The sequence below is a fragment of the Acerihabitans arboris genome (assembly GCF_010131535.1).
GTDB lineage: Bacteria > Pseudomonadota > Gammaproteobacteria > Enterobacterales > Enterobacteriaceae > Acerihabitans > Acerihabitans arboris.
On sequence record NZ_WUBS01000010.1, the window covers coordinates 209,572 to 227,981 of the forward strand.

Consider the following 18,410-nt stretch of genomic DNA (forward strand, 5'->3'; position numbering starts at 1 on the left):
GGTGTTACCCCGCCTTTATCGGTTGACCGGTGCCGAAAGCCTGCTCGACATTCACCGAGCCAAGCAGCTGCCGCCGGTCGTCAACGACGATTCCCCTGCCGCAGGGCGAACTCAGCACCGCGTCCATCAACTGCCTTAACGAGCCGGTGAGCGGGGCAAAGGTACTGCTCAGGTTAATGCCGTCGGCAAGGATCTGGTCTTTGGGCTGGGTGACATCAAACCAGCCCAGGGGCTGGTTATTTTCCGTCACCAGTATCCATTGCCCGATCGCGCGTTCGCGGGCCTCGGCAACCGTCATTCCCAGGCTGGCGCAGGGTTCGCTGAATAAGCTCAGCCCGGGTTGGATGGCGCTGAAGGCGAGCTTGCGATAGCCACGGTCCCGGCCGATAAAATCGGCGACAAACGGATCCTTGGGATGGTTAAGCAACATGGCCGGCGAATCGATCTGCGCCAGCCGGCCGCCGGGCCTGAACACCGCCACCCGGTCGCCCAGCTTCATGGCCTCATCAATATCATGCGTGACCATGATGATGGTTTTACCGATGTCGCTTTGCAGACGCAGGAATTCATCCTGCAGCTGCTCGCGCACCACCGGGTCCACCGCGCTGAAGGGCTCGTCCATCAACATGAATTCAGGATCCGAGGCCAATGCCCGGGCCACGCCTACCCGCTGCTGTTGTCCGCCGGACAGTTGCCAGGGATAACGCTGGTGCATCTCCGGCGACAGGCCCACCCTTGCCAATAAATCCAGCGCTTTTGTCCTGGCGGCGCGCCTGGTTGCGCCGTTAAGCCGTGCGGTAACGGCAACATTGTCCTGCACGGTTTTATGCGGAAACAAGCCCGCGTTCTGGATGACATAGCCGATTTTCCGGCGCAGCTGGACCACATCCATATCCAGGGTGGATTGCCCGTTCAGCGTAATGGCGCCCGAACTCGGTTCGATAAGGCGGTTGATCATGCGCAGCGAGGTGGTTTTGCCGCAGCCCGAGGGACCCACCAGGATGGTAATCTTTGAGGTAGGCGCTTCGAAAGACAGCCTGTCCACGGCAACGGTGCCATCGGCGTAGAATTTGGTGACATTGTCGAATGAAATCATTGTTTATCCATTAATATTGTTATTTATCAGATATATAATAACATGACATTTTTTCAGTTATTCATTGTCCCGCGCTACGCGATGTACACTGGCTCTGACCGGTTTATTCCTCGCCAGCGGCCGGAAATCGGGAATGTATATTCTTGTATGTACAACCAAGCAATATAGATGCCAACTCCACGCATCGGTACTGTTGCCCACGGCCATGGCATTGCGCCGCGTTGCCCTTCAGAGGGCTAAACGTGCTAAGCGGGTTGTCTGTGCCATGATGAGGCGGGGCGCACTTAAATGAGGCACCTGAAGGGGCTTTAGGGTTTGAACCTGGGTTAACGGGCGGCGCGACCAGGCAGGATAATGGCGGGGAGTATGATTGGTTGTGAAATGCACTATCCGATGTAAAGGGGGGGGGACGCCGCAGGGATAGATGCAAAAAAAATCGCATATCAAATGTCATTTTCCGACATGAATTTGCGATTTGATGAAATTTTTTGTATCAGTTTTTAACGCAATATTATTCTGCGGTATTAACGTGCTGATTGGCGCTTTGCGCCACCGGGTAGGTGTTCACATAGCTCTGGTAATCACCACCGGCGGCCATTGAAACAGCTGGTGCAAGAATGGCTGCAATAAGTGCGAACGCTGCGATTGTCTTTTTCATGATTGATATCCTGTGTTGTGAGAGTGAAAGCGTTTTGCTTTCGATGGGATAAATATAACGCTCATTAACTTAATTGGATATCGAATAAATTCGCTGTTGTCGTTCAGATTATTTGACAAATTGTGGGCGGCCAATGGTGGCGGCTTGCCCGTTAAGTGCCACGCGCGCCTTGGCTTGACATGACGAACCGCGCGATGGCATCGATGATGCCCGGAGCAAGGGGAAGATGTGGATCGGCATGGGTCGACGGATTCGCCTCCGGTCCCTCCGCGGTAACCGGCTTGGGCACATGATTGGTATCAGGAAGCAACGTTAAGCCAGCGGCCGGCCGTCCCGGCGTCGAGACCAGTACCAGCCCGCAGATATGCTCCAGCCTTTGCTTTGCCGCCGAGAGCGCCACCCGGCCTCCTTCGCTGTGGCCAAGCAACCACACACCGCGTGCGCCGGTATGCTGGCGCGCTGGCGAACATGCCCCGCTTATCTATGCGTACGCTGGCCACGCCTCTGGCTGCCGGCCCTTCCGCCAGTAGCCTGCAGGGCGAAGCCTTTATGCCAAGTGGATTATCGCCGTCGCGATCCGTCGGGCCGGACCCCGGGGGGATGAGCACGACAGGCGCGTGCTTGCCGGTTTCCCCGCTGAATTTTCCCTTAAGCGGCCCCTTATGGCCCCAAGCTTCAATACCGCTCATGGGTTTTTGCCCGGGCCGATAACGGGAGATGGCCGCGAAAAAATGGGTTTGGCAAATAATGAAAGATCAAAAGGTTGGCACTCATGGGCGGCCCTTAGGATTTAAAAAACAGTCGCGGTAATAATAAACGATAGACGTGCCGCCCGGAAAGATAGTCCAAGATTTTTTTTATGCAATAAATAAATCCTATGATCATTATAGGTAGTTCTATCACATGATATCGTGGAATATTATGTGTCAGGGTAGCATGAAATATATGGGAAAAAACGGCTAATAGTGAAAGCGGCCATAGGGGGGTGAATAATGTTGCAAACATACATAGCGCCATGCTTAAAACCAATATGGGATGATTGCTGAAGCCGATACCTCTCAAAGTAAAAATGGGATATGTTTTCAGATATTTGACTATAGTTGCCAAATTAAACGGCGCGATGTCCTGAAATGATAATTTCCCGTCCTCGATTGCTTCCCCCGCCGCATATCCCCGGTAAAAATATTGAATTTTTTTATTCCATGCAACTGTGGCAGAGGAGTCCTCGGCGAAGGCTGAACAGGGAATTTTTTTAGTCCCCATATCATAACATGTTTCACGATTGAATCGTTCACAAAGGCCGTTGCGCTTGTAGTCATCTAGCCTGATATTGGTAAATCCATTAACCAGTGGACGTAAATCAGGCGCTAAAAAAGAGTAAGCCATACAGGGGTATTCGCTACTTCCAGGCTCAACGGTCAGGATGTATCTTAAAGATGCGACAATCTGTCCTCGTTCTGCAATGGAATATTTATCAAAGAGAATATAATTTCTGGCTAGCCAAGGTGAAATAATGATTATAGATGAACATATGGCAAACACCATTGATTTTTTATCAATGAAATACAGACTTAAGAGAGGAAACGCGGCTATATATAAGTATTGCGCTTTTGTTAACGTCAGTAATCCAATGCTGATGCCTAGAAAAAACGATAGATGGCGCTTTTTTTTTCGGCAAACATGTAAAAATAAAATGGATGATGATAGTAATAATAAAGAGCTGAGTGCTTCGTTATTGTAATGATAAATCAGGCGCGGGGTTGTGTGAATTATTATAATGGCTAATGCCACAGCTAATAAGGCATAAATGTAATTTTTTGTTTCATGCTGCATAAATAAAAATATGATCAAAATGATAATTGAATATATAACGATATTGATGTTCTTGAATACATTCTTATGCTTTGTGGCTAATTGAAGAGCGGGCGTTGATTGAAAATGAAGCGATTCCAATACTGTTGCGGTAAAAAATGGCCACGCTGGTTCCCGTATCATATCCGGGCTACCGTCCCCTTGTAACGAGAATGTGCGATTTTGCATCAAATTGGTCGCAATTTGGATGTTTTGATACCCATCGCCAATTATTATATTGTCCCCTTTTAATGCAGAAAGAAAATGAAAGCATGCTATTAAAATGAGACAAGAAAATAATATTTTTATTTTATCGTTTTTCATACTTCACCTGATAAATAGAATATTCGTTTATAGTGGAAATAAATATTATGGATATCTCGTTGCTGCCTGGTGCCGAGCTTTTAAGAATATCGCCGGGCCGAGTCGCAGCATTAATGATAAGTATTCCAACATGGTATTTTTTCATTTCGTCAACAAGGGAGGTGAGATTAGGTACTTGACTATTTATGGCATCATATAATCGCATTCTATTTGAGAATTCACCGGCAGGCATTGTGGTCTGCAGCATTACCGGATAGGTATGTCCAGGCATTACAATACCGGTATTTGGTTTAATCAATGGGATCCAGGCGGCAATAGGGCTGGCAGACAGTATTGTTCCTGCCAGTTTTGCTTTAGTGATCTCATTAACAATCTTGATAGTTGTGTAGTATTCTGGTGAAACCTTAATCGAAGGTTTTCCCCAGACAACGTTGTTGGTAGGTGAGATTGCCCATCGCCCACCGCAAAGAAACATGATAAATAGGATTAAACCCACCGTACTGATGGCGAATGCGGGTTTATGGTCGACAAACGGTGGCTTGGGAAAGTGGGTTATGGCCATAGCAAGCCCTATGCTTATCAATAGAGGGACTGGCGCAGCCCAGCCAAGACGCCAACTCATATTACGCGATGAAAAGTCAGCAACTAAATCAGCAAACCAGGGATTGAGAATAAAGAGTATGGTTGTAAATACCAATATAGGATACGATGATACTTTTAATCGTTGATAAGTTAATGCAAATCCAATTAACAGTATAATGAGTGTGAGACTGGCGCGAAACGACAATCCCAACGATGAGTTAACCGGAAGATAAGTGCCAACCTGCTCTAAAGACACAATCGACGGATTAAATAATTTCAGCCATAATACGAAAAACGCCGGGTATATAAGAGATAATCCAATATAAGCGCATCTTTTAATCGTTGAGATTATATTGTTGTTAATTGCGCAAAACATGATTAATGCGCTGGTAAAAACCGTGAGTACCAGTCCGGATGAAGATACGCCTATAGTAACTATTTGAGCAATCAGTAATGGGAGTATATTCGCTAAACCTGGCTTTTTTATTAACATTAATCCGGCAATAATCGTGATTGGCGTCGTTAATGCGATGAGCAATCCCTTGCCTTGGAATAATCTGACAAACACCCGATTCCCATAAGCGACATGAACATCCCCCCAGGCCAGCATAATTATCAAAAACAGCGCGGTGGCCAATAACGCTTTGTTGGTATTTAAAAAAACGCGGGAAAAGAGGAAAGCGACACCTAGGGTTAGGGCTGATGTAATTGCCGGTACGACGAGGTAATAAACATCAAATAAATTAATTTTACTATAATATGATATCAGGGCAATAAGCATTTCATAAGAGGCGATACGGTAGGGTGCAAAGCGAAAATGGTCATATACAAAGCCAAGGGTGGTATCGAACGTGAGCGGCGCAAGTTCAGGATGCAAGAGGGTTTGGGATGCTAGTTGTATAAAATGCGAATCATCAAAATCTGAGCGATAAGTGACCATATTAATAATTACTGAAATAAAAACAAGTAAAATAAATAGTAAATAGCCATGCTTATAAGCCACCTGGGCTGTAGGTATTGCGCGCGTTTGCCCAATGTCTTGTTTGGTATTGCTTTTTATAATGATAATTGATAAAAAAGATAACATAATGAGTGAAAATTTTATTTTGTAATCTTCTAATGCTAGCGTCATTATGCTTGCGAAAATAATTATCGATATAATTCTAAAGTTTGGTATTGTTATGTTCTGGGATGTCGTTTTTAAAAAGTCGAGGTAATGGCTTGAGAATTTAACAGCACAAACAACGCTCAGGGGTATAAAAACCGTCAAGGATAAAGTGAATGTTTTACATAATATCATCCATGGGATATGTAAAAAACTTGACATTTGCACTGAAATGGTCCATAGCGAAAATAGAATACATGCGGCAGACACAATGAATGAGACTGTTAGTTCTAATCTTTCATTTTTGTGTGAATACCATTTTTTGAAAAAAATCATTTTTCCTCCCCGCTGCTTGTTTATAGTTGATATATAAAATTGCATTGCTGTGGGCGAACATCATCCAAACATCTTTGCCGTGTATTGTAGCGGTAGTCCATTATTTATTATTGGTTGTCAACATCGCCAATGCGTCCTGAGCCGGCTTGCGGTCCTTATAAAATGGTAAATGCCGACTGAAAGAACGTGCCGTTTTTATTCACCGTCTGCTCATTGTCGACATCGTGATAGAAAAAAGGAAAAACACGAAATCTCCCATTACCGAGACAGCTCTTGCCATTAATACTATTAACAACAAATCAGGCTCCGACAATATTCCTTTCGTTAAAACCATCAGCACAAACTCCCGCACCCCCACGCCTGCGGGCGCTCCAGGGGTCATGAGCCCGGCCAGCCAGGCGATAATATATGCGGCGCCTAACTGCAACCCAACCTGCATATCAAGCCCGGATGTACTGATTAATATCCCTTGCAAAGCAACAAATATTGCGCCCGAAGAGGCCAGGAAAACCACATGTAAAAAAAATGCCGCGGCCACCCGTGCATTGGTGGTCTCCTGTAGAAAATATCCCGCACCGCACACTACGCTCAGAAATAGCCCCGCGCTTATCCATATCGGCAGCGTGTTGAACAGCAGCGACATTGCCAAAAGGCCATACATCGATCCCGCGATGGCTAACAAACCCAGCTCCCATAAGGTCGACTTGGCCAGTGTAATCCCCGGAACCCCCGCAGCCATGCCAATTACCTGCCTCCCGGCCAAATGGACAATATTGCCGGGCAGATATTTCCCAAGCTGGGAAATTCCGTAGGTGCTGACTGCCCACCAGCGTGTGGCTTTGACGCCTGATTGCGTCAGCAATAACCACCAGGACAGTGCCAGCAGCAGGTTGGCGCCACCGCAGACCAGGACAAGCACCATTACCGCAGCCCAAACTGAGGGCGTGAACTGTGTAACGTCGAGGCGATCCCAGTATCCATGCAGGCGCCACGCTAAAAAGGCAATGGCGATAAACGCCAATCCACCACCGGCCCAATGAAGGGTTCGCTTCAAATTTAATTGCGTGGTCGACAAAGCAGCATGGTCCAAGGTAGTGGGTTCTTTTGATCGACGACTGCAAAATACTTCGACACCAGCCGGATAAAACTTTTTTTCGACCAATGCTGAAGATGACCGGGCGTATTACCCCAGTCGGCAATGTATTTCCCGCGGGCTAAATTGAGCGAACGCCAAAGGGGCTCCCGTGGCACGCTGAGGATCAAATGCCCGCACTCCACCCGTTGGAGTGCTTCCAGGCCGGCTTCTGGATTTTCCAAATGCTCAAGCACTTCGCAACAGACAACTAGATCGGCACCGTCACGCTTGGAATTTAAATCGTAAATGCTGCGGATTTCAAACAGTGTCGGTGGCAATTCCCGAGCGAGCGCATTTTCACGCGCAATTTCGATGACCTGCTGGGAAAAATCGCAACCTCTGGCCGCCAGGCCCTGCTCATTCCAGCGTAAAACCCAATAACCCTCGCCACAACCGATCTCATGGATCGATTGGGGCATGACCTGGGAAACGAAATCACTCAAAGCCGATTCGAACCTTTGCATCATCCATTTTACGGCCGGATTACGTGAGCCATATTTGTCATAGGCATTACCGATAACAATGCCATCTTCTTTAGCGCCACCCGAAATCCTGAAACTCATAGGGCACTCTTCGCATATATCGCAATCTGATTCGCACCGAACAAAAATCGGCGATAATAAATAAGATCCAACCCGGCTTGTTTGCCCGCTGCCTCGAGTTTTGACCGATCCAGCAATGCCTCGTGTTCCTCACTGGCGTGCTTAGAGAACAGTCCGATCGACGCCCCTAAATGGTGAACCCAATCAACGGAAGGATGCGGCGTGGTGACTACTATCCGTGATGAAGGGCTCTCCCTCATATACGCGGCTAAGGTCCTTAAAAAATCGGCGGAGTCTTTGACATGCTCGATAACGGCCAGCGAAACCACGGTGTCGAATTTTTCGGATAATTCGGGTGATTTTGCAACAAACGCATGTTTTGGGAAGCACTTTAGGGCGAGGCGAAGCGATAGACTGTCTATTTCAACACCCACATAGTTTCCTGCATCGATTTGCGCGGCCAGCGCGCCGGATCCACAACCAAAATCAAGTGTACGCCCAGTGAGATAGGGGGCTGCGGCCTGGATACGCTTTCTTCGCAAATAAGGTGATAAAAGTCCTTCCGATCCTTGATCCGCCATTATTGTTTTTCTCTCCATTGTGGAAATTTGTTGGATGTCAAATTTGCGGTCTTGAAGCGAATATCTTCAAGTAATTTACGATTTGCTGCCAATAAATCTGCAATAAAAGCAATCAGAAAGGTTTGGAAACCCATGCCAAGCAATGTGGCTGATAAGATTAGCGATTGAACATGTCCTGCGCCAGAGCCGCTTAAGTAATAGCCCAAAAAACGTATCCCTATCACTAAACCCAATCCAAACAGTAGCGTACCTACCGATGCAAAAAACCTGAATGGCCTGTAGATGATAAATATTCGTACAATAGTAATAACGCTTCGCTTAATATAATTTGAAGTGCTACTCATCAATCTTGATGGGCGTAAATCTTCATTTACTCTAATAGGAATAGATAATATCGCCATGTTTTTTTGACCAGCTTGTATAATTGTTTCCAATGTGTAGGTGTAATCATTAAAAACAATTAACTGCCGCGCCGCTGAACGGCTGATAGCCCTGAACCCGCTCGGCGCATCGGGAATATCCGTTTTACTTGCAACACGAACAACCCAACTGCCGAGCTTTTGGAGCATCTTCTTTACTATCGAAAAATGTGCAATCGTTGTTATCGGCCGAGCACCGATAACTAAATCGGCTTTCTTGTCTAGTATAGGCTGAGTTAACAAGGGAATATCGGTCGCCTCATATTGATTATCGGCATCGGTATTTACAATGACATCCGCGCCCAAAAGCAAGCATGCATTTATACCTGTCATGAAAGCCCTGGCCAGCCCTTGGTTTCTTGGATGGACCACGATGTGGTCAACCCCATTCTCCTTTGCTACGCGCTGCGTCTCGTCGGTACTGCCATCATCGATAATCAACCATTCGACACATTCAAAGCCGACAACTTCTCGGGGTAAAGCCGCCAATACGACACCAAGGGTTTTTGCCTCATTGAGGCAGGGTATTTGGATGATGAGTTTCAACCGATGGCCCTTTGTTTATCTGTGGCATAAAAATATTTATGGATTCTATTACTAGTTTGTTTTTTTATCTACCCAAAAATTCTTATTAAATTAAAACTGCAGCATTGAAACGGTTTTTATATAAGTAAGCATCCTAATATATGAGTGTTGTTACTTAATTCATCTGATGGTATTTTACAATAAATTATAGCAGCCTGGTTTTAACGGGAATGATTAATTTTAATTATTGATGTGCGTATTATTATATTAATAAATTGAGTGTTAAAAGCATAATAATATTATATCTAAATATAATTAAACAAATAAATAATGTGTTCGGTTGCATGAGTAACCATAATATATCTATAAATTAGTATGTTGTCGTTAACGCGCTTGCTAACATGCCCGTTATTCAGTCACTCATGCCGGTAATAAAATGATTAATTCTCCTGATGCGATGTCAGGTCTTTCTCTCATCAGGCGTTTTCCTTTGAAAAAATCGCAGCCTACAACGCCATCTATGTCATCTTTAGCGAGCCCAGGTGCATTAAAACCACGGATGACTCTACTAACCTGATTTTCCCCGGCCACAACTTCTGTTATACCTGATGTTTTGGTTTTGGAATCTTGTTCAAGTAACAAAATGACATTCGCGCCTGTATCTAATATCAATCTCAACCGCTTGCCTGCGTCACCAATGTGATCTCTTCCTGATCCCGGTTCAATATATTCCACAGTCAACAGTCTCAGTTACACTACGGCAAACGTTGCGCTCAATGCGGTAACCGTCTCATTTGCCAAAGAGCTGGAGCAGCCTGGCATTAAGGTGGATGTGGATGTGGTTGAACCTGGGCATGTACAAACCGATCTCAACAACAATAATACCGGAGTCTTTACATCGGAAGAAGGGGCGCAGCCCGCAATCAAGATGGCGTTGATCGGTAAAGATGGCCCGATCGGGAGGTTCTTTGGGCCTGAAGGCGGACAACCTTGGTAACCAATACGGAAATGCGTTGTTTGGATGGGCAACGCGCTTCAGCTTTGTTTTTGTAATGTGGTTAAACAATCCTCTTTCCCTTACCGGCCAGGGGACTTGCTCACTCATTCCATTTTAGCCTGCATTAAGTAATTCGGGTATCTGCAATGGTTTCTGCAAAACCCTTGCCAAACAACTCCGCTGGGGTCTGGAAGCCCGGACGCGCCTGGCCTGTTAGTACCCTTCGTCCGGCCTCAGCGGCAGCCATTGCCGTGAAGCTGTAACCGTTTAATGTGTCCAGCAACATACGCACTGTACTGCCATCGGCGCTGACAACCTCGGCAACGGCCTGGTAACGGTTGGCGTCACGCTCTTCGGGCGTTGGGCCGTCGGGTAAAACAGACAGATCGCCCTGGGGAAAGCCTGCCCCGGTGATATGCACAAAGGTAGCAATGTCGGGGATTTTCGTTGCCTTCCAGACGGTTGTCAGGTCCGGCAACGTTACCGGGAAGCATTCCAGTGGACCCATGCCAAAATCGAAGGTTCTCACCTTGGTGGGATCCTGCCGTATCAGCAAACCATCGCGGCGTATCAGACATTCCGGAGACAGATTTTCAGTCGCGCTGATTGCCGAACCCCGTGACATCGGCCCGGCGACGTGTAGAGCCAATGATATACTTTTGGGGGCCGTTGCCCGCTCTTTAGCGTGGGCGGCGAGACACCCCAGCATCGCCACGCTGCCCCCGCATCCCGGCAGCAGCATCACGCCAGCGGTGGCGGCTTCTCTGTCCAGGGTTTCAGCCAGCCTGTAGCTGTCGGGTTCGGCAGCCACATCAAGGTAATGCACCTGTTTACGTAGCGCTGCCTTTATCAACACATTCGCCGTGTGCATAAACGGGCCAGCACAGTTCAGAAGCACCGCCACATCGGCAAGTGCCTCATCAATACTTGCCGGCTCACCCAGGGAAAAGGAGCGGTAAGGCAGATTCAGCCCTGAGGCCATTGCAGCCAGTTTTGCCTCGTTACGCCCGGCGAGTATAAGCGGAACGCCGCAAGCAATTGCATGTTGAACGATCATGCCGCCGGTATAGCCTGTCGCACCATAAATCATCAGTTTCTTCATAATTGTTATTCGTCCTGGGGAGTGGGTCATTCAAGATCGGCGTCGATACGCTCGATCAACCCATCGCTATTAACAGACATCGCCAGCACGCCAATCTCATGGCCGAAATTACCGGTGAAATCGACCCGCGCACGCACACGGCTTTCGCCCGCACTGACGATCGACAGCAAGCGGGTCACCGTGCGATAACCGATGAAATACTGTTCGATATAGTTTCGGATACCGGTATGACCATCAAAACGGTGGCCGGTGGATGGGTCGTCGACTACCGCATCTGGTGTAAACAGCGTTAACGCACGATCGACGTCGAAGGCGTTGGTTGCCGCGAGCAGCGCATCAGCTATCCCGCGCAATGGGTTTGTCCGTATGGTCACGGCATCAACTCCCATGCTGCCAGCTTTTGTAAACGAACTCGAGGCTGTAGCCGTCCGGATCCCTGACCTGCGCCGCGTAGTAGCGTGGGTCATAGTGAAATTGCGCGCCAGGCGGATGAATTTCCACCGCGCCAACCGCCAGGGCCTCGGCGTGGGCCAGCTTTACCATCGCTTCCGATTCGGCAACGAAACCAACGTGGACGGCATCGGCTGAAACATTGCCCTGCCTGAGCCAGAAAAAGACCCGACCGTTCGCGCCAAAGCCCTTCAGGTCGGGATGGCCCGCAGGACCGTCTTTGCCGTCATAGTCATGACGGCTGGTGATCCCGAGGAGGGGGAGTACCCTTTCATAAAAGGCGACTGAACGCTCAATATTGCTTACGGTAATGAATATATGATCCAGCATGCTGTGCTCCTTTGTCAGATGATATAACCGCCCGAGACTTCAATTGTCTGGGCATTAATCCAGCCTCCATCGGCGGTGAGCCGTGAAGCGATGACACTGGCGACTTCTTCGGGTTCGCCGACCCGTCCGAGTGCCGTCTGCGCAGCGAGCAAAGCGTCGAACCCGGCATTCAAACCGCCGCCAAGTTCAGTGCTAATCGGGCCTGGCGACACGGCGTTGACCCGGATACCCCGCTCCCCGAACTCTCTGGCGGCATCAGGCTGGTTATTTCAGGTCAGTATGACGCTGAACCCGCGGCGAGCACACTCAAGTGCCGTGCTGGCGCCTATTCCCCGGCTTCCACCAGTAATCAAAACATAACGCATAGAACCCAACTCTTGTGGAAAAGTTTGGCCAGAACAAGAGTACGCGGGATTTTTTAGCCTGGCTCATGCAATCCTCTTTAGATGTTGCCCGATACTGCTTTTCTCTTGTTGCAGGCGCAGGGGCATGTTATTTATCGAAAATGGAAAAACAATTGCATGAACTACGTGAGCTGGCATCCGGTGCCGGAAATCAGCGCACTGAAACAGGAATACCGCGCGTGGCGATGGTTCAGGGGGAGATCCCTGAACACCGGTTGGCCGCAGTATATGAACCGATGATTAATCTGATCCTGACCGGATCGAAAAGCATGACGGTGGGGGACAGAACCTACAGATACGACCCTGCGACCTATTTTGTGATGTCGGTGGATTTACCGGCCGTCGGTCAGGTTTATGCGGATGATCTGACCGATGCCCCTTATCTTGCCGTCAGCCTGACGCCTGAACCGGAAATTATCGCCGACCTGCTTGCCGGTTTGCCTGATTCCGGCACAGCATCGCGCTACGGTTCTGGATTCGCTGTCGCGCCTGTTACATCCGAATTACTGGATGCCTGGCTGAGAATGCTGCGTCTGATAAACAAGCCGGAGGAAATTGCCGCGCTGGCTCCGGCGTATGAACGAGAAATCCTGTTCCGTGTTCTTCAGGGGCCACTTGGCTGGATGCTACGGGATATTGCAACGCCTGATACGCATCTGTCCCGGATTTATGCGGTGATTAACTGGATAAAGCAGAACTATATGCAAGCCGTACGGGTGGAAGAACTGGCTGACATGGCCGCGCTGAGTGTTTCGGCGTTTCATCGCCACTTTAAGGCAATTACAGCGCTTAGCCCTGTACAATATCAGAAACGGATCCGGTTGATGCAGGCTCGGGCAATGCTTGCCACCAGGAGCGCCAATATCACGACAATTGCTTTGTCTGTTGGTTATCAGAGTCATACGCAGTTCAGCCGGGAGTATTCACGACTGTTTGGGCGGCCACCGTCAACTGAGCGCGGCAGGATGAATTAACCCGGCTGGACCGCTCCTGCGGCCTGGCGGCTTTTATCTCGGTATCGGTGAGAGGTTTCGTTAACCGTGCCGTTGGTGCCTGGTACATGAGCGAACCCAGGTCACGCCAGCCTCTGATAACCCCGCCAAACTCAAGCCACACAGCGATCAGGTCCTGCAATCTGGTACAGCCCCAAAAATTACAGGTATAATCCCACAAATTATTCAACTGGTTTGGAAACGAAGATGACGAAACTCACCTTACAAGAACAGATGCTAAAAGCTGGATTAGTGACCAGCAAAAAAATGGCCAAAGTCCAAAGAACGGCTAAAAAATCACGGGTTCAGGCTCGTGAGGCAAGAGAGGCTGTGGAAGAAAATAAAAAAGCGCAACTTGAACGTGATAAACAGCTAAGCGAACAACAAAGACAAGCTGCCTTATCTAAAGAGTATAAAGCCCAGGTGAAGCAGCTCATTGAAATGAACAGAATTAATATTTCAAAAGGCGATATTGGTTTTAACTTCACAGATAATAATTTAATCAAGAAAATAGTTGTGGATAAGATTACTCAAGCTCAGCTGATTAGTGGTCGTCTCGCCATTGCTCGTTTGGTTGTTGATAACAGTGGCGTGAGTGAATACGCTATTATCCCCGCGAGCGTAGCCGATAAAATTGCGCAGCGGGATGCGAACAGTATTGTATTAAATAGCGCGCTGAGTCAGGAAGAGCAAGATGAAGAAGATCCGTATGCCGATTTTAAAGTGCCCGATGACTTGATGTGGTAATTAACGTTTTGCGGATGCCTATGTATGAAAAGTCCCTCAGGGCTTTTCATCAAGATTTTATGTTCAGCCAGTTCATGGAAAACGCAGGGTTATTCTCGATAGTTGCCAACAACTTTGCTGCCGGCCCGACTGGATTACGTCTTTTGGCTGCCCTGACCTGTTCCCCGTTGATTAACACAATGATGTTAAAACGTCTTCATCTTGAAGGTTGTTCGGCATTAAAGTCCAATTTTCGCTCTTGACCGTCCGTCAAATTTCATCGTGTCCTTCCACAGCCCCTTGCCAATCCCGGTGCCCGGAAATCTCCCGGCGATTTTCAGCCGCGCTTGATGCGCAGCGATATACGGTTCCCCCGCAACCCCCTCCGGCAGCCAGACCCTATACTGCAGCGGCCCCGTTAACTCTTCCGCCACGTCTGGCCGCAGCGTTTCACTCTGCGTCGCTTACGCCTTCACCTGGCCGTCCCCTTCGCATTCCAGACATTTATCATCCAGACTTGAACCAAAGACGTAGTCTGCGCAGGCATTGTGCTTTACACTGCGCGCTGTAAAAACTGAGTAGATAAACGATTAAGTAGGCGGTAATGGCGATGAACGGAACGGTCACAACGTGGTTTAAAGATAAAGGTTTTGGATTTATCAAAGATGAAAACGGTGATAACCGTTATTTTCATGTGATTAAGGTCGCCAACCCGGAGCTGATTAAGAAAGATGCGGTGGTGACTTTCGAAGCCGCCACTAATAACAAGGGTTTGTCAGCCTATGCTGTGAAAGTCGTACCGGAAAGCAAATACATCTATATCGCAGGCGAGCGCCTTAAGCTTACGTCGATCAAGTCTTACCTGGTTTACAGCGAAGAAGTGTCTGCCGATACCCGCATCGATAAAGAAAATGCGGTGCTGTCTGTGGGTGTACTGATGAGTAGTATCAGGCCGAAATCAGCCGCGAAGCCTGGTGAAATGCGCTCGCTGAAAAAACTGGCGATTACCACCTTCCAGGGAACGATGTTAATCTTCTCGGAAGATGAGATAGACGTGGATGCCACGGTGAAACTGCTCAAGGTTTGAAATCATTCGGACTGACCCTGTGCCTGAATCCTGCGCCATTCATAAGCAGAATTTCGGCATCGCTTACTGACCTCAGTGCGCTGTGATATACGGCTTTTTCACAAACTCCGCCAGCTACCAGGCCATATAAAATACATGGTATGTCCGCTTCACGCCCTGAGGCATTCGACTCGCTTTTTAAGCTTTCAGCAAAGGCTAATTTCGCTCTTTGAGCGCCTTTAAGTATTTCGCCTCGTCGTAACAGATCCTACTCTTCCAACAATGGTAAATTATCCGTATCCATTTAAACGCCAGTGCCCGGATCGCGGATTGATCAGACTTTCCTTTTTCGCGCCGTCCCTGGTAATACAGTTCGGCCCAGTATGATGATTTAACTGTCTTGGCTGCCCATTCAACAAAAGTCTGCCGGACAAACCTGGCACATTGCCATCGCCAGTGTACCCACGATTTCTGACCACTTCGTTCGGTTACGTATGGATCATCAGGGGACTAATACAAATTTTGTGCGCTAATAATATTGATGTACAAACCTCGAACAATGCTCACAGCTAAACGTTATATAAACGTAGTTAATAATTTGTAAATAAAGTCTTGATTGGGACATTATTCAAGTGTATTAAAAAACAGGTCATTAACTAGTTATTAAGTGCAACATGTTAATAATCAAAAAGATAATTAATTCACAAGGAGTGATTATATGGTAGTTCGTTTATCTGCATTAATTGTTGCTTTAACTGTATCGTTCTCTTCGATTGCAGCAGCTTCACAAGAAGGTATCCAAGGGGCCAAAGTAGTGACTGTGACTACTGAAACAGTATCTGGTCATCTTAATATTGCAAACGGCCGTAACTGTTTGGATGAGAATGACCAGGGTAAACCCAGTTTGTTAGCTTGTGATAACGTGGCGAAAGCCAGCCCTGTAAAAAACACTTTTCATTACATCGTACTGAAAAGCGGTCAGTGTCTGTCTGATGACGGTGGTAAAGTACCCGTGACGGTTGCCTGTGACTTTAATGACACAAAACAGCAATGGAAAGCTCTTCAAGGTGTTGGTACGGATGTCCGTAATATGGCATCAAATAAGTGCCTGACGACTGCAGGGTTGAGCAAGCCGGTGACGATGGCTGCATGTGCTGGTCTGCCCGCACAGAATTGGATGTTACCTCGGTAAAGTAGCATTACAGGTGGCTTTCAACGAGAGCCATCGATAATGCGCAGGGCGACTGGAATCTGAATTTTTCACGTAAGGTATTGGTATATATGGATTAAAAGACAATTCAGATTTCAGGATATACCTAAACGTATACCAATGCGGGAAAGTGATGGGATTATGTGGTCAGATTTTGAACCGTTGTTCCCGCACACGCCAGCCGGTTAGAGCCGGGCTTTTGCTGCGTTATACACTTCTGAGCGGTCGCGTTTGCCAACCGCCAGCACCAGCACAATCACCTCTTCATCGATCGCCTGGTAAACCAACCGATACCCGGCAGACCTGAGCTTGATTTTATAACAATCAGGCATGCCGCCGAGCCGATTGGCGGGAATATGGGGATTGACCAAAATCTCGTTTAACTTCTTTTTGAACTGCTCCCGTAACGGCGCGCCCAGCTTTTTAAACTCCTTAAGGGCATGCTCTTCAAACTCCAACTCATAGCTCATCCAGCTTGACCTTAACGCGCTTACCTTTCATCCGTGAACGGGCGATTTTGCCGAGTTCGATATCTTCCTGATAATCCACCATGGCTTCCCATGTTTCCGGTGAAATGTAGTAACCGGAGATATGGCCGTTGGTCAACACCGCCACCGGTTGGCCGTGGGCCTCTTTCAGGGCGCCATTGGGTGACTTTTTAAAATCGCTGATACTCACCGACGCATTAGCCAGGATAGGTTGTACAGCCATAACGAGTCCTTTTTAGTACGATATTTGATACTAAATCTAGCACTAAGTCAAAACGGCAGCAACAGTGTTATGCAAGTCTGCCGGAAAAAAAAGATTTTACGCAAAACTGTTCACCCTGCTCATTTTTGTTCTTTATTTATATAAAACATAATGATAAGTGGTGATGAGTTGGTGAATAGCTATCCTAAACTCATCACCCCAGGGTGACTACCCTTGTAGCAGATACGAAAAAACCGGCCGGTGCCGGTTGGTTCGTTGGACTGCCCCTGCGCCGATATTCTCTTGGTTAGCGATACCTTAAACATTTACGTCCGCTCCTCGCTCATGAGGGACAATCATACTTAAATCTCCTACATTGCAGGAGGTTTGAGCATGAGCACGTCACCGTGGAACAAAAATCGTATCATCGGACAAAAAAGACCGCTTCAGATATCTCATATCTGGGGGATTCGAATCAGACTTGAACTGGAAGGCAAAACGCGCGATCTAGCCCTGTTCAACATGGCTTTAGACAGTAAACTTCGGGGCTGTGATTTGGTAAAACTCAAAGTATCAGATGTTGCATATGGCAGTTCTGTTTCGAGCAGAGCAACGGTGTTACAACAGAAAACCGGTAGCCCCGTCCAATTTGAGATAACCAAAGGGACAAGAGAAGCAGTTGCAGCGCTAATAAAGCGGGGCAATGGCAATCTGCACAGTAAAGACTACTTGTTCCAATCTCGGGTCGGTTCTTGCCAACACATTTCAACCCGGCAATATAACCGTATTTTTCATGGATGGGTAGAAAAGCTTGGTCTCGAAGATTCGCTGTACAGCACACATTCCATGAGAAGAACAAAACCTTTCCTGATATACAAGAAGACCAAGAATCTCCGGGTGATCCAACTTCTGTTGGGTCATAAGAAACTGGAAAGCACAGTGCGTTATCTCGGCATTGAAGTCGATGATGCGTTAGAGATCTCTGAGTCGATTGAAGTCTAAAGTTGTCAGGGCTGCAACAGCAGCCCTGTGCCAGTAGCAGACGTTGCTTACATCTGTCTGTGTTAATCAATGGAGAGCAGATCAAATATGGGGTGTGGTGGGATAAGGCGGCGCTGTGGTTTCGGACGATGGGAACTGTTTCCCTCATTGATGAGGAAATCACGGAGCCTGTACATAGATTTGTGTAATTGCCTGATTTTGATATCTTCAATCCAACATCAAAAACAGGTTAATTTATGGACGAAAAGCAGTTGCAAGCTCTGGCTAACGAACTGGCCAAAAATCTC

21 protein-coding genes and 2 pseudogenes are annotated in these 18,410 nt (G+C 47.7%); 5 read left to right on the forward strand and 18 right to left on the reverse strand.

Annotated features, from left to right (window positions below):
* Window positions 1–4: 4 nt before the first annotated feature.
* The 15 genes and pseudogenes from GRH90_RS15365 to GRH90_RS26275 all read right to left on the reverse strand — a co-directional run.
* Window positions 5–1,096, reverse strand: coding sequence for an ABC transporter ATP-binding protein (locus tag GRH90_RS15365; protein ID WP_162366835.1), 1,092 nt, complete (start codon window positions 1,094–1,096; stop codon window positions 5–7).
* A gap of 511 nt (window positions 1,097–1,607) precedes the next feature.
* Window positions 1,608–1,754 (reverse strand): hypothetical protein, encoded by a 147-nt coding sequence (locus GRH90_RS25935; RefSeq protein WP_178113166.1) that lies wholly within the window; start codon window positions 1,752–1,754, stop codon window positions 1,608–1,610.
* A gap of 151 nt (window positions 1,755–1,905) precedes the next feature.
* The gene (locus GRH90_RS26270) at window positions 1,906–2,154 is read right to left on the reverse strand and encodes a hypothetical protein (protein ID WP_246236071.1); all 249 of its coding nucleotides are present in this window, start codon (window positions 2,152–2,154) and stop codon (window positions 1,906–1,908) included.
* Window positions 2,155–2,537: 383 nt separating this feature from the next.
* Complete coding sequence (locus GRH90_RS15375; RefSeq protein WP_162366836.1) at window positions 2,538–3,929, reverse strand: hypothetical protein; 1,392 nt, start codon at window positions 3,927–3,929, stop codon at window positions 2,538–2,540.
* A complete protein-coding gene (locus tag GRH90_RS15380) occupies window positions 3,916–5,952 on the reverse strand; it encodes a DUF6077 domain-containing protein (protein ID WP_162366837.1) in 2,037 nt (678 codons plus the stop codon). The genes GRH90_RS15375 and GRH90_RS15380 overlap by 14 nt, the downstream gene beginning before the upstream one ends.
* Window positions 5,953–6,151: 199 nt before the next feature.
* Window positions 6,152–7,042, reverse strand: coding sequence for a hypothetical protein (locus tag GRH90_RS15385; RefSeq protein WP_162366838.1), 891 nt, complete (start codon window positions 7,040–7,042; stop codon window positions 6,152–6,154).
* Window positions 7,009–7,650: a class I SAM-dependent methyltransferase gene (locus GRH90_RS15390; protein ID WP_162366839.1), complete on the reverse strand. Its 642-nt coding sequence runs from the start codon at window positions 7,648–7,650 to the stop codon at window positions 7,009–7,011. The genes GRH90_RS15385 and GRH90_RS15390 overlap by 34 nt, the downstream gene beginning before the upstream one ends.
* Window positions 7,647–8,210, reverse strand: coding sequence for a class I SAM-dependent methyltransferase (locus GRH90_RS15395; protein WP_162366840.1), 564 nt, complete (start codon window positions 8,208–8,210; stop codon window positions 7,647–7,649). Before GRH90_RS15395 ends, GRH90_RS15390 begins: the two co-directional genes overlap by 4 nt.
* Entirely contained in the window at window positions 8,210–9,175 is a 966-nt protein-coding gene (locus tag GRH90_RS15400; RefSeq protein WP_162366841.1) for a glycosyltransferase family 2 protein, read from the reverse strand. The genes GRH90_RS15395 and GRH90_RS15400 overlap by 1 nt, the downstream gene beginning before the upstream one ends.
* Before the next feature lie 399 nt (window positions 9,176–9,574).
* Complete coding sequence (locus GRH90_RS15405) at window positions 9,575–9,889, reverse strand: hypothetical protein (RefSeq protein ID WP_162366842.1); 315 nt, start codon at window positions 9,887–9,889, stop codon at window positions 9,575–9,577.
* Window positions 9,890–9,944: 55 nt separating this feature from the next.
* Window positions 9,945–10,259, reverse strand: coding sequence for a hypothetical protein (locus GRH90_RS15410; protein WP_162366843.1), 315 nt, complete (start codon window positions 10,257–10,259; stop codon window positions 9,945–9,947).
* Window positions 10,260–10,275: 16 nt separating this feature from the next.
* Entirely contained in the window at window positions 10,276–11,253 is a 978-nt protein-coding gene (locus GRH90_RS15415; RefSeq protein ID WP_162366844.1) for a saccharopine dehydrogenase family protein, read from the reverse strand.
* 26 nt (window positions 11,254–11,279) lie between these two features.
* A complete protein-coding gene (locus GRH90_RS15420) occupies window positions 11,280–11,642 on the reverse strand; it encodes a nuclear transport factor 2 family protein (RefSeq protein ID WP_162366845.1) in 363 nt (120 codons plus the stop codon).
* A complete protein-coding gene (locus GRH90_RS15425; protein WP_162366846.1) occupies window positions 11,632–12,033 on the reverse strand; it encodes a VOC family protein in 402 nt (133 codons plus the stop codon). The genes GRH90_RS15420 and GRH90_RS15425 overlap by 11 nt, the downstream gene beginning before the upstream one ends.
* 14 nt (window positions 12,034–12,047) lie before the next feature.
* A pseudogene (locus GRH90_RS26275) lies at window positions 12,048–12,275 on the reverse strand (SDR family oxidoreductase); the annotation flags it as partial.
* Between the two features lie 263 nt (window positions 12,276–12,538).
* Between GRH90_RS26275 and GRH90_RS15435 the strand changes: the two are divergent.
* The 3 genes from GRH90_RS15435 to GRH90_RS15445 all read left to right on the forward strand — a co-directional run bounded on the left by GRH90_RS15435 (window position 12,539) and on the right by GRH90_RS15445 (window position 15,242).
* Window positions 12,539–13,411 (forward strand): AraC family transcriptional regulator, encoded by an 873-nt coding sequence (locus GRH90_RS15435; protein ID WP_162366864.1) that lies wholly within the window; start codon window positions 12,539–12,541, stop codon window positions 13,409–13,411.
* A gap of 225 nt (window positions 13,412–13,636) precedes the next feature.
* The gene (locus GRH90_RS15440; RefSeq protein WP_162366847.1) at window positions 13,637–14,176 is read left to right on the forward strand and encodes a DUF2058 domain-containing protein; all 540 of its coding nucleotides are present in this window, start codon (window positions 13,637–13,639) and stop codon (window positions 14,174–14,176) included.
* Window positions 14,177–14,759: 583 nt separating this feature from the next.
* The gene (locus tag GRH90_RS15445; protein WP_162366848.1) at window positions 14,760–15,242 is read left to right on the forward strand and encodes a cold-shock protein; all 483 of its coding nucleotides are present in this window, start codon (window positions 14,760–14,762) and stop codon (window positions 15,240–15,242) included.
* A 195-nt stretch (window positions 15,243–15,437) separates the two neighbouring features.
* Here GRH90_RS15445 and GRH90_RS15450 read toward each other — a convergent pair.
* Window positions 15,438–15,713, reverse strand: a pseudogene (locus GRH90_RS15450) (IS110 family transposase); the annotation flags it as partial.
* A 226-nt stretch (window positions 15,714–15,939) separates the two neighbouring features.
* Here GRH90_RS15450 and GRH90_RS15455 point away from each other — a divergent pair.
* Window positions 15,940–16,413: an RICIN domain-containing protein gene (locus tag GRH90_RS15455; RefSeq protein WP_162366849.1), complete on the forward strand. Its 474-nt coding sequence runs from the start codon at window positions 15,940–15,942 to the stop codon at window positions 16,411–16,413.
* A gap of 203 nt (window positions 16,414–16,616) precedes the next feature.
* Here the strand turns inward: GRH90_RS15455 and GRH90_RS15460 are convergent, their stop codons facing one another.
* Together GRH90_RS15460 and GRH90_RS15465 are read right to left on the reverse strand one after the other, a co-directional pair.
* Window positions 16,617–16,901, reverse strand: a complete 285-nt coding sequence (locus tag GRH90_RS15460) for a type II toxin-antitoxin system RelE family toxin (RefSeq protein WP_162366850.1) — start codon at window positions 16,899–16,901, stop codon at window positions 16,617–16,619.
* Complete coding sequence (locus GRH90_RS15465) at window positions 16,891–17,142, reverse strand: type II toxin-antitoxin system Phd/YefM family antitoxin (RefSeq protein WP_162366851.1); 252 nt, start codon at window positions 17,140–17,142, stop codon at window positions 16,891–16,893. Before GRH90_RS15465 ends, GRH90_RS15460 begins: the two co-directional genes overlap by 11 nt.
* A 372-nt stretch (window positions 17,143–17,514) precedes the next feature.
* Between GRH90_RS15465 and GRH90_RS15470 the strand changes: the two genes are divergently transcribed.
* Window positions 17,515–18,123 carry a site-specific integrase gene (locus tag GRH90_RS15470; RefSeq protein WP_162366852.1) on the forward strand — a complete coding sequence of 203 codons (609 nt, stop codon included), beginning with the start codon at window positions 17,515–17,517 and terminating at the stop codon, window positions 18,121–18,123.
* Window positions 18,124–18,410: the final 287 nt, after the last annotated feature.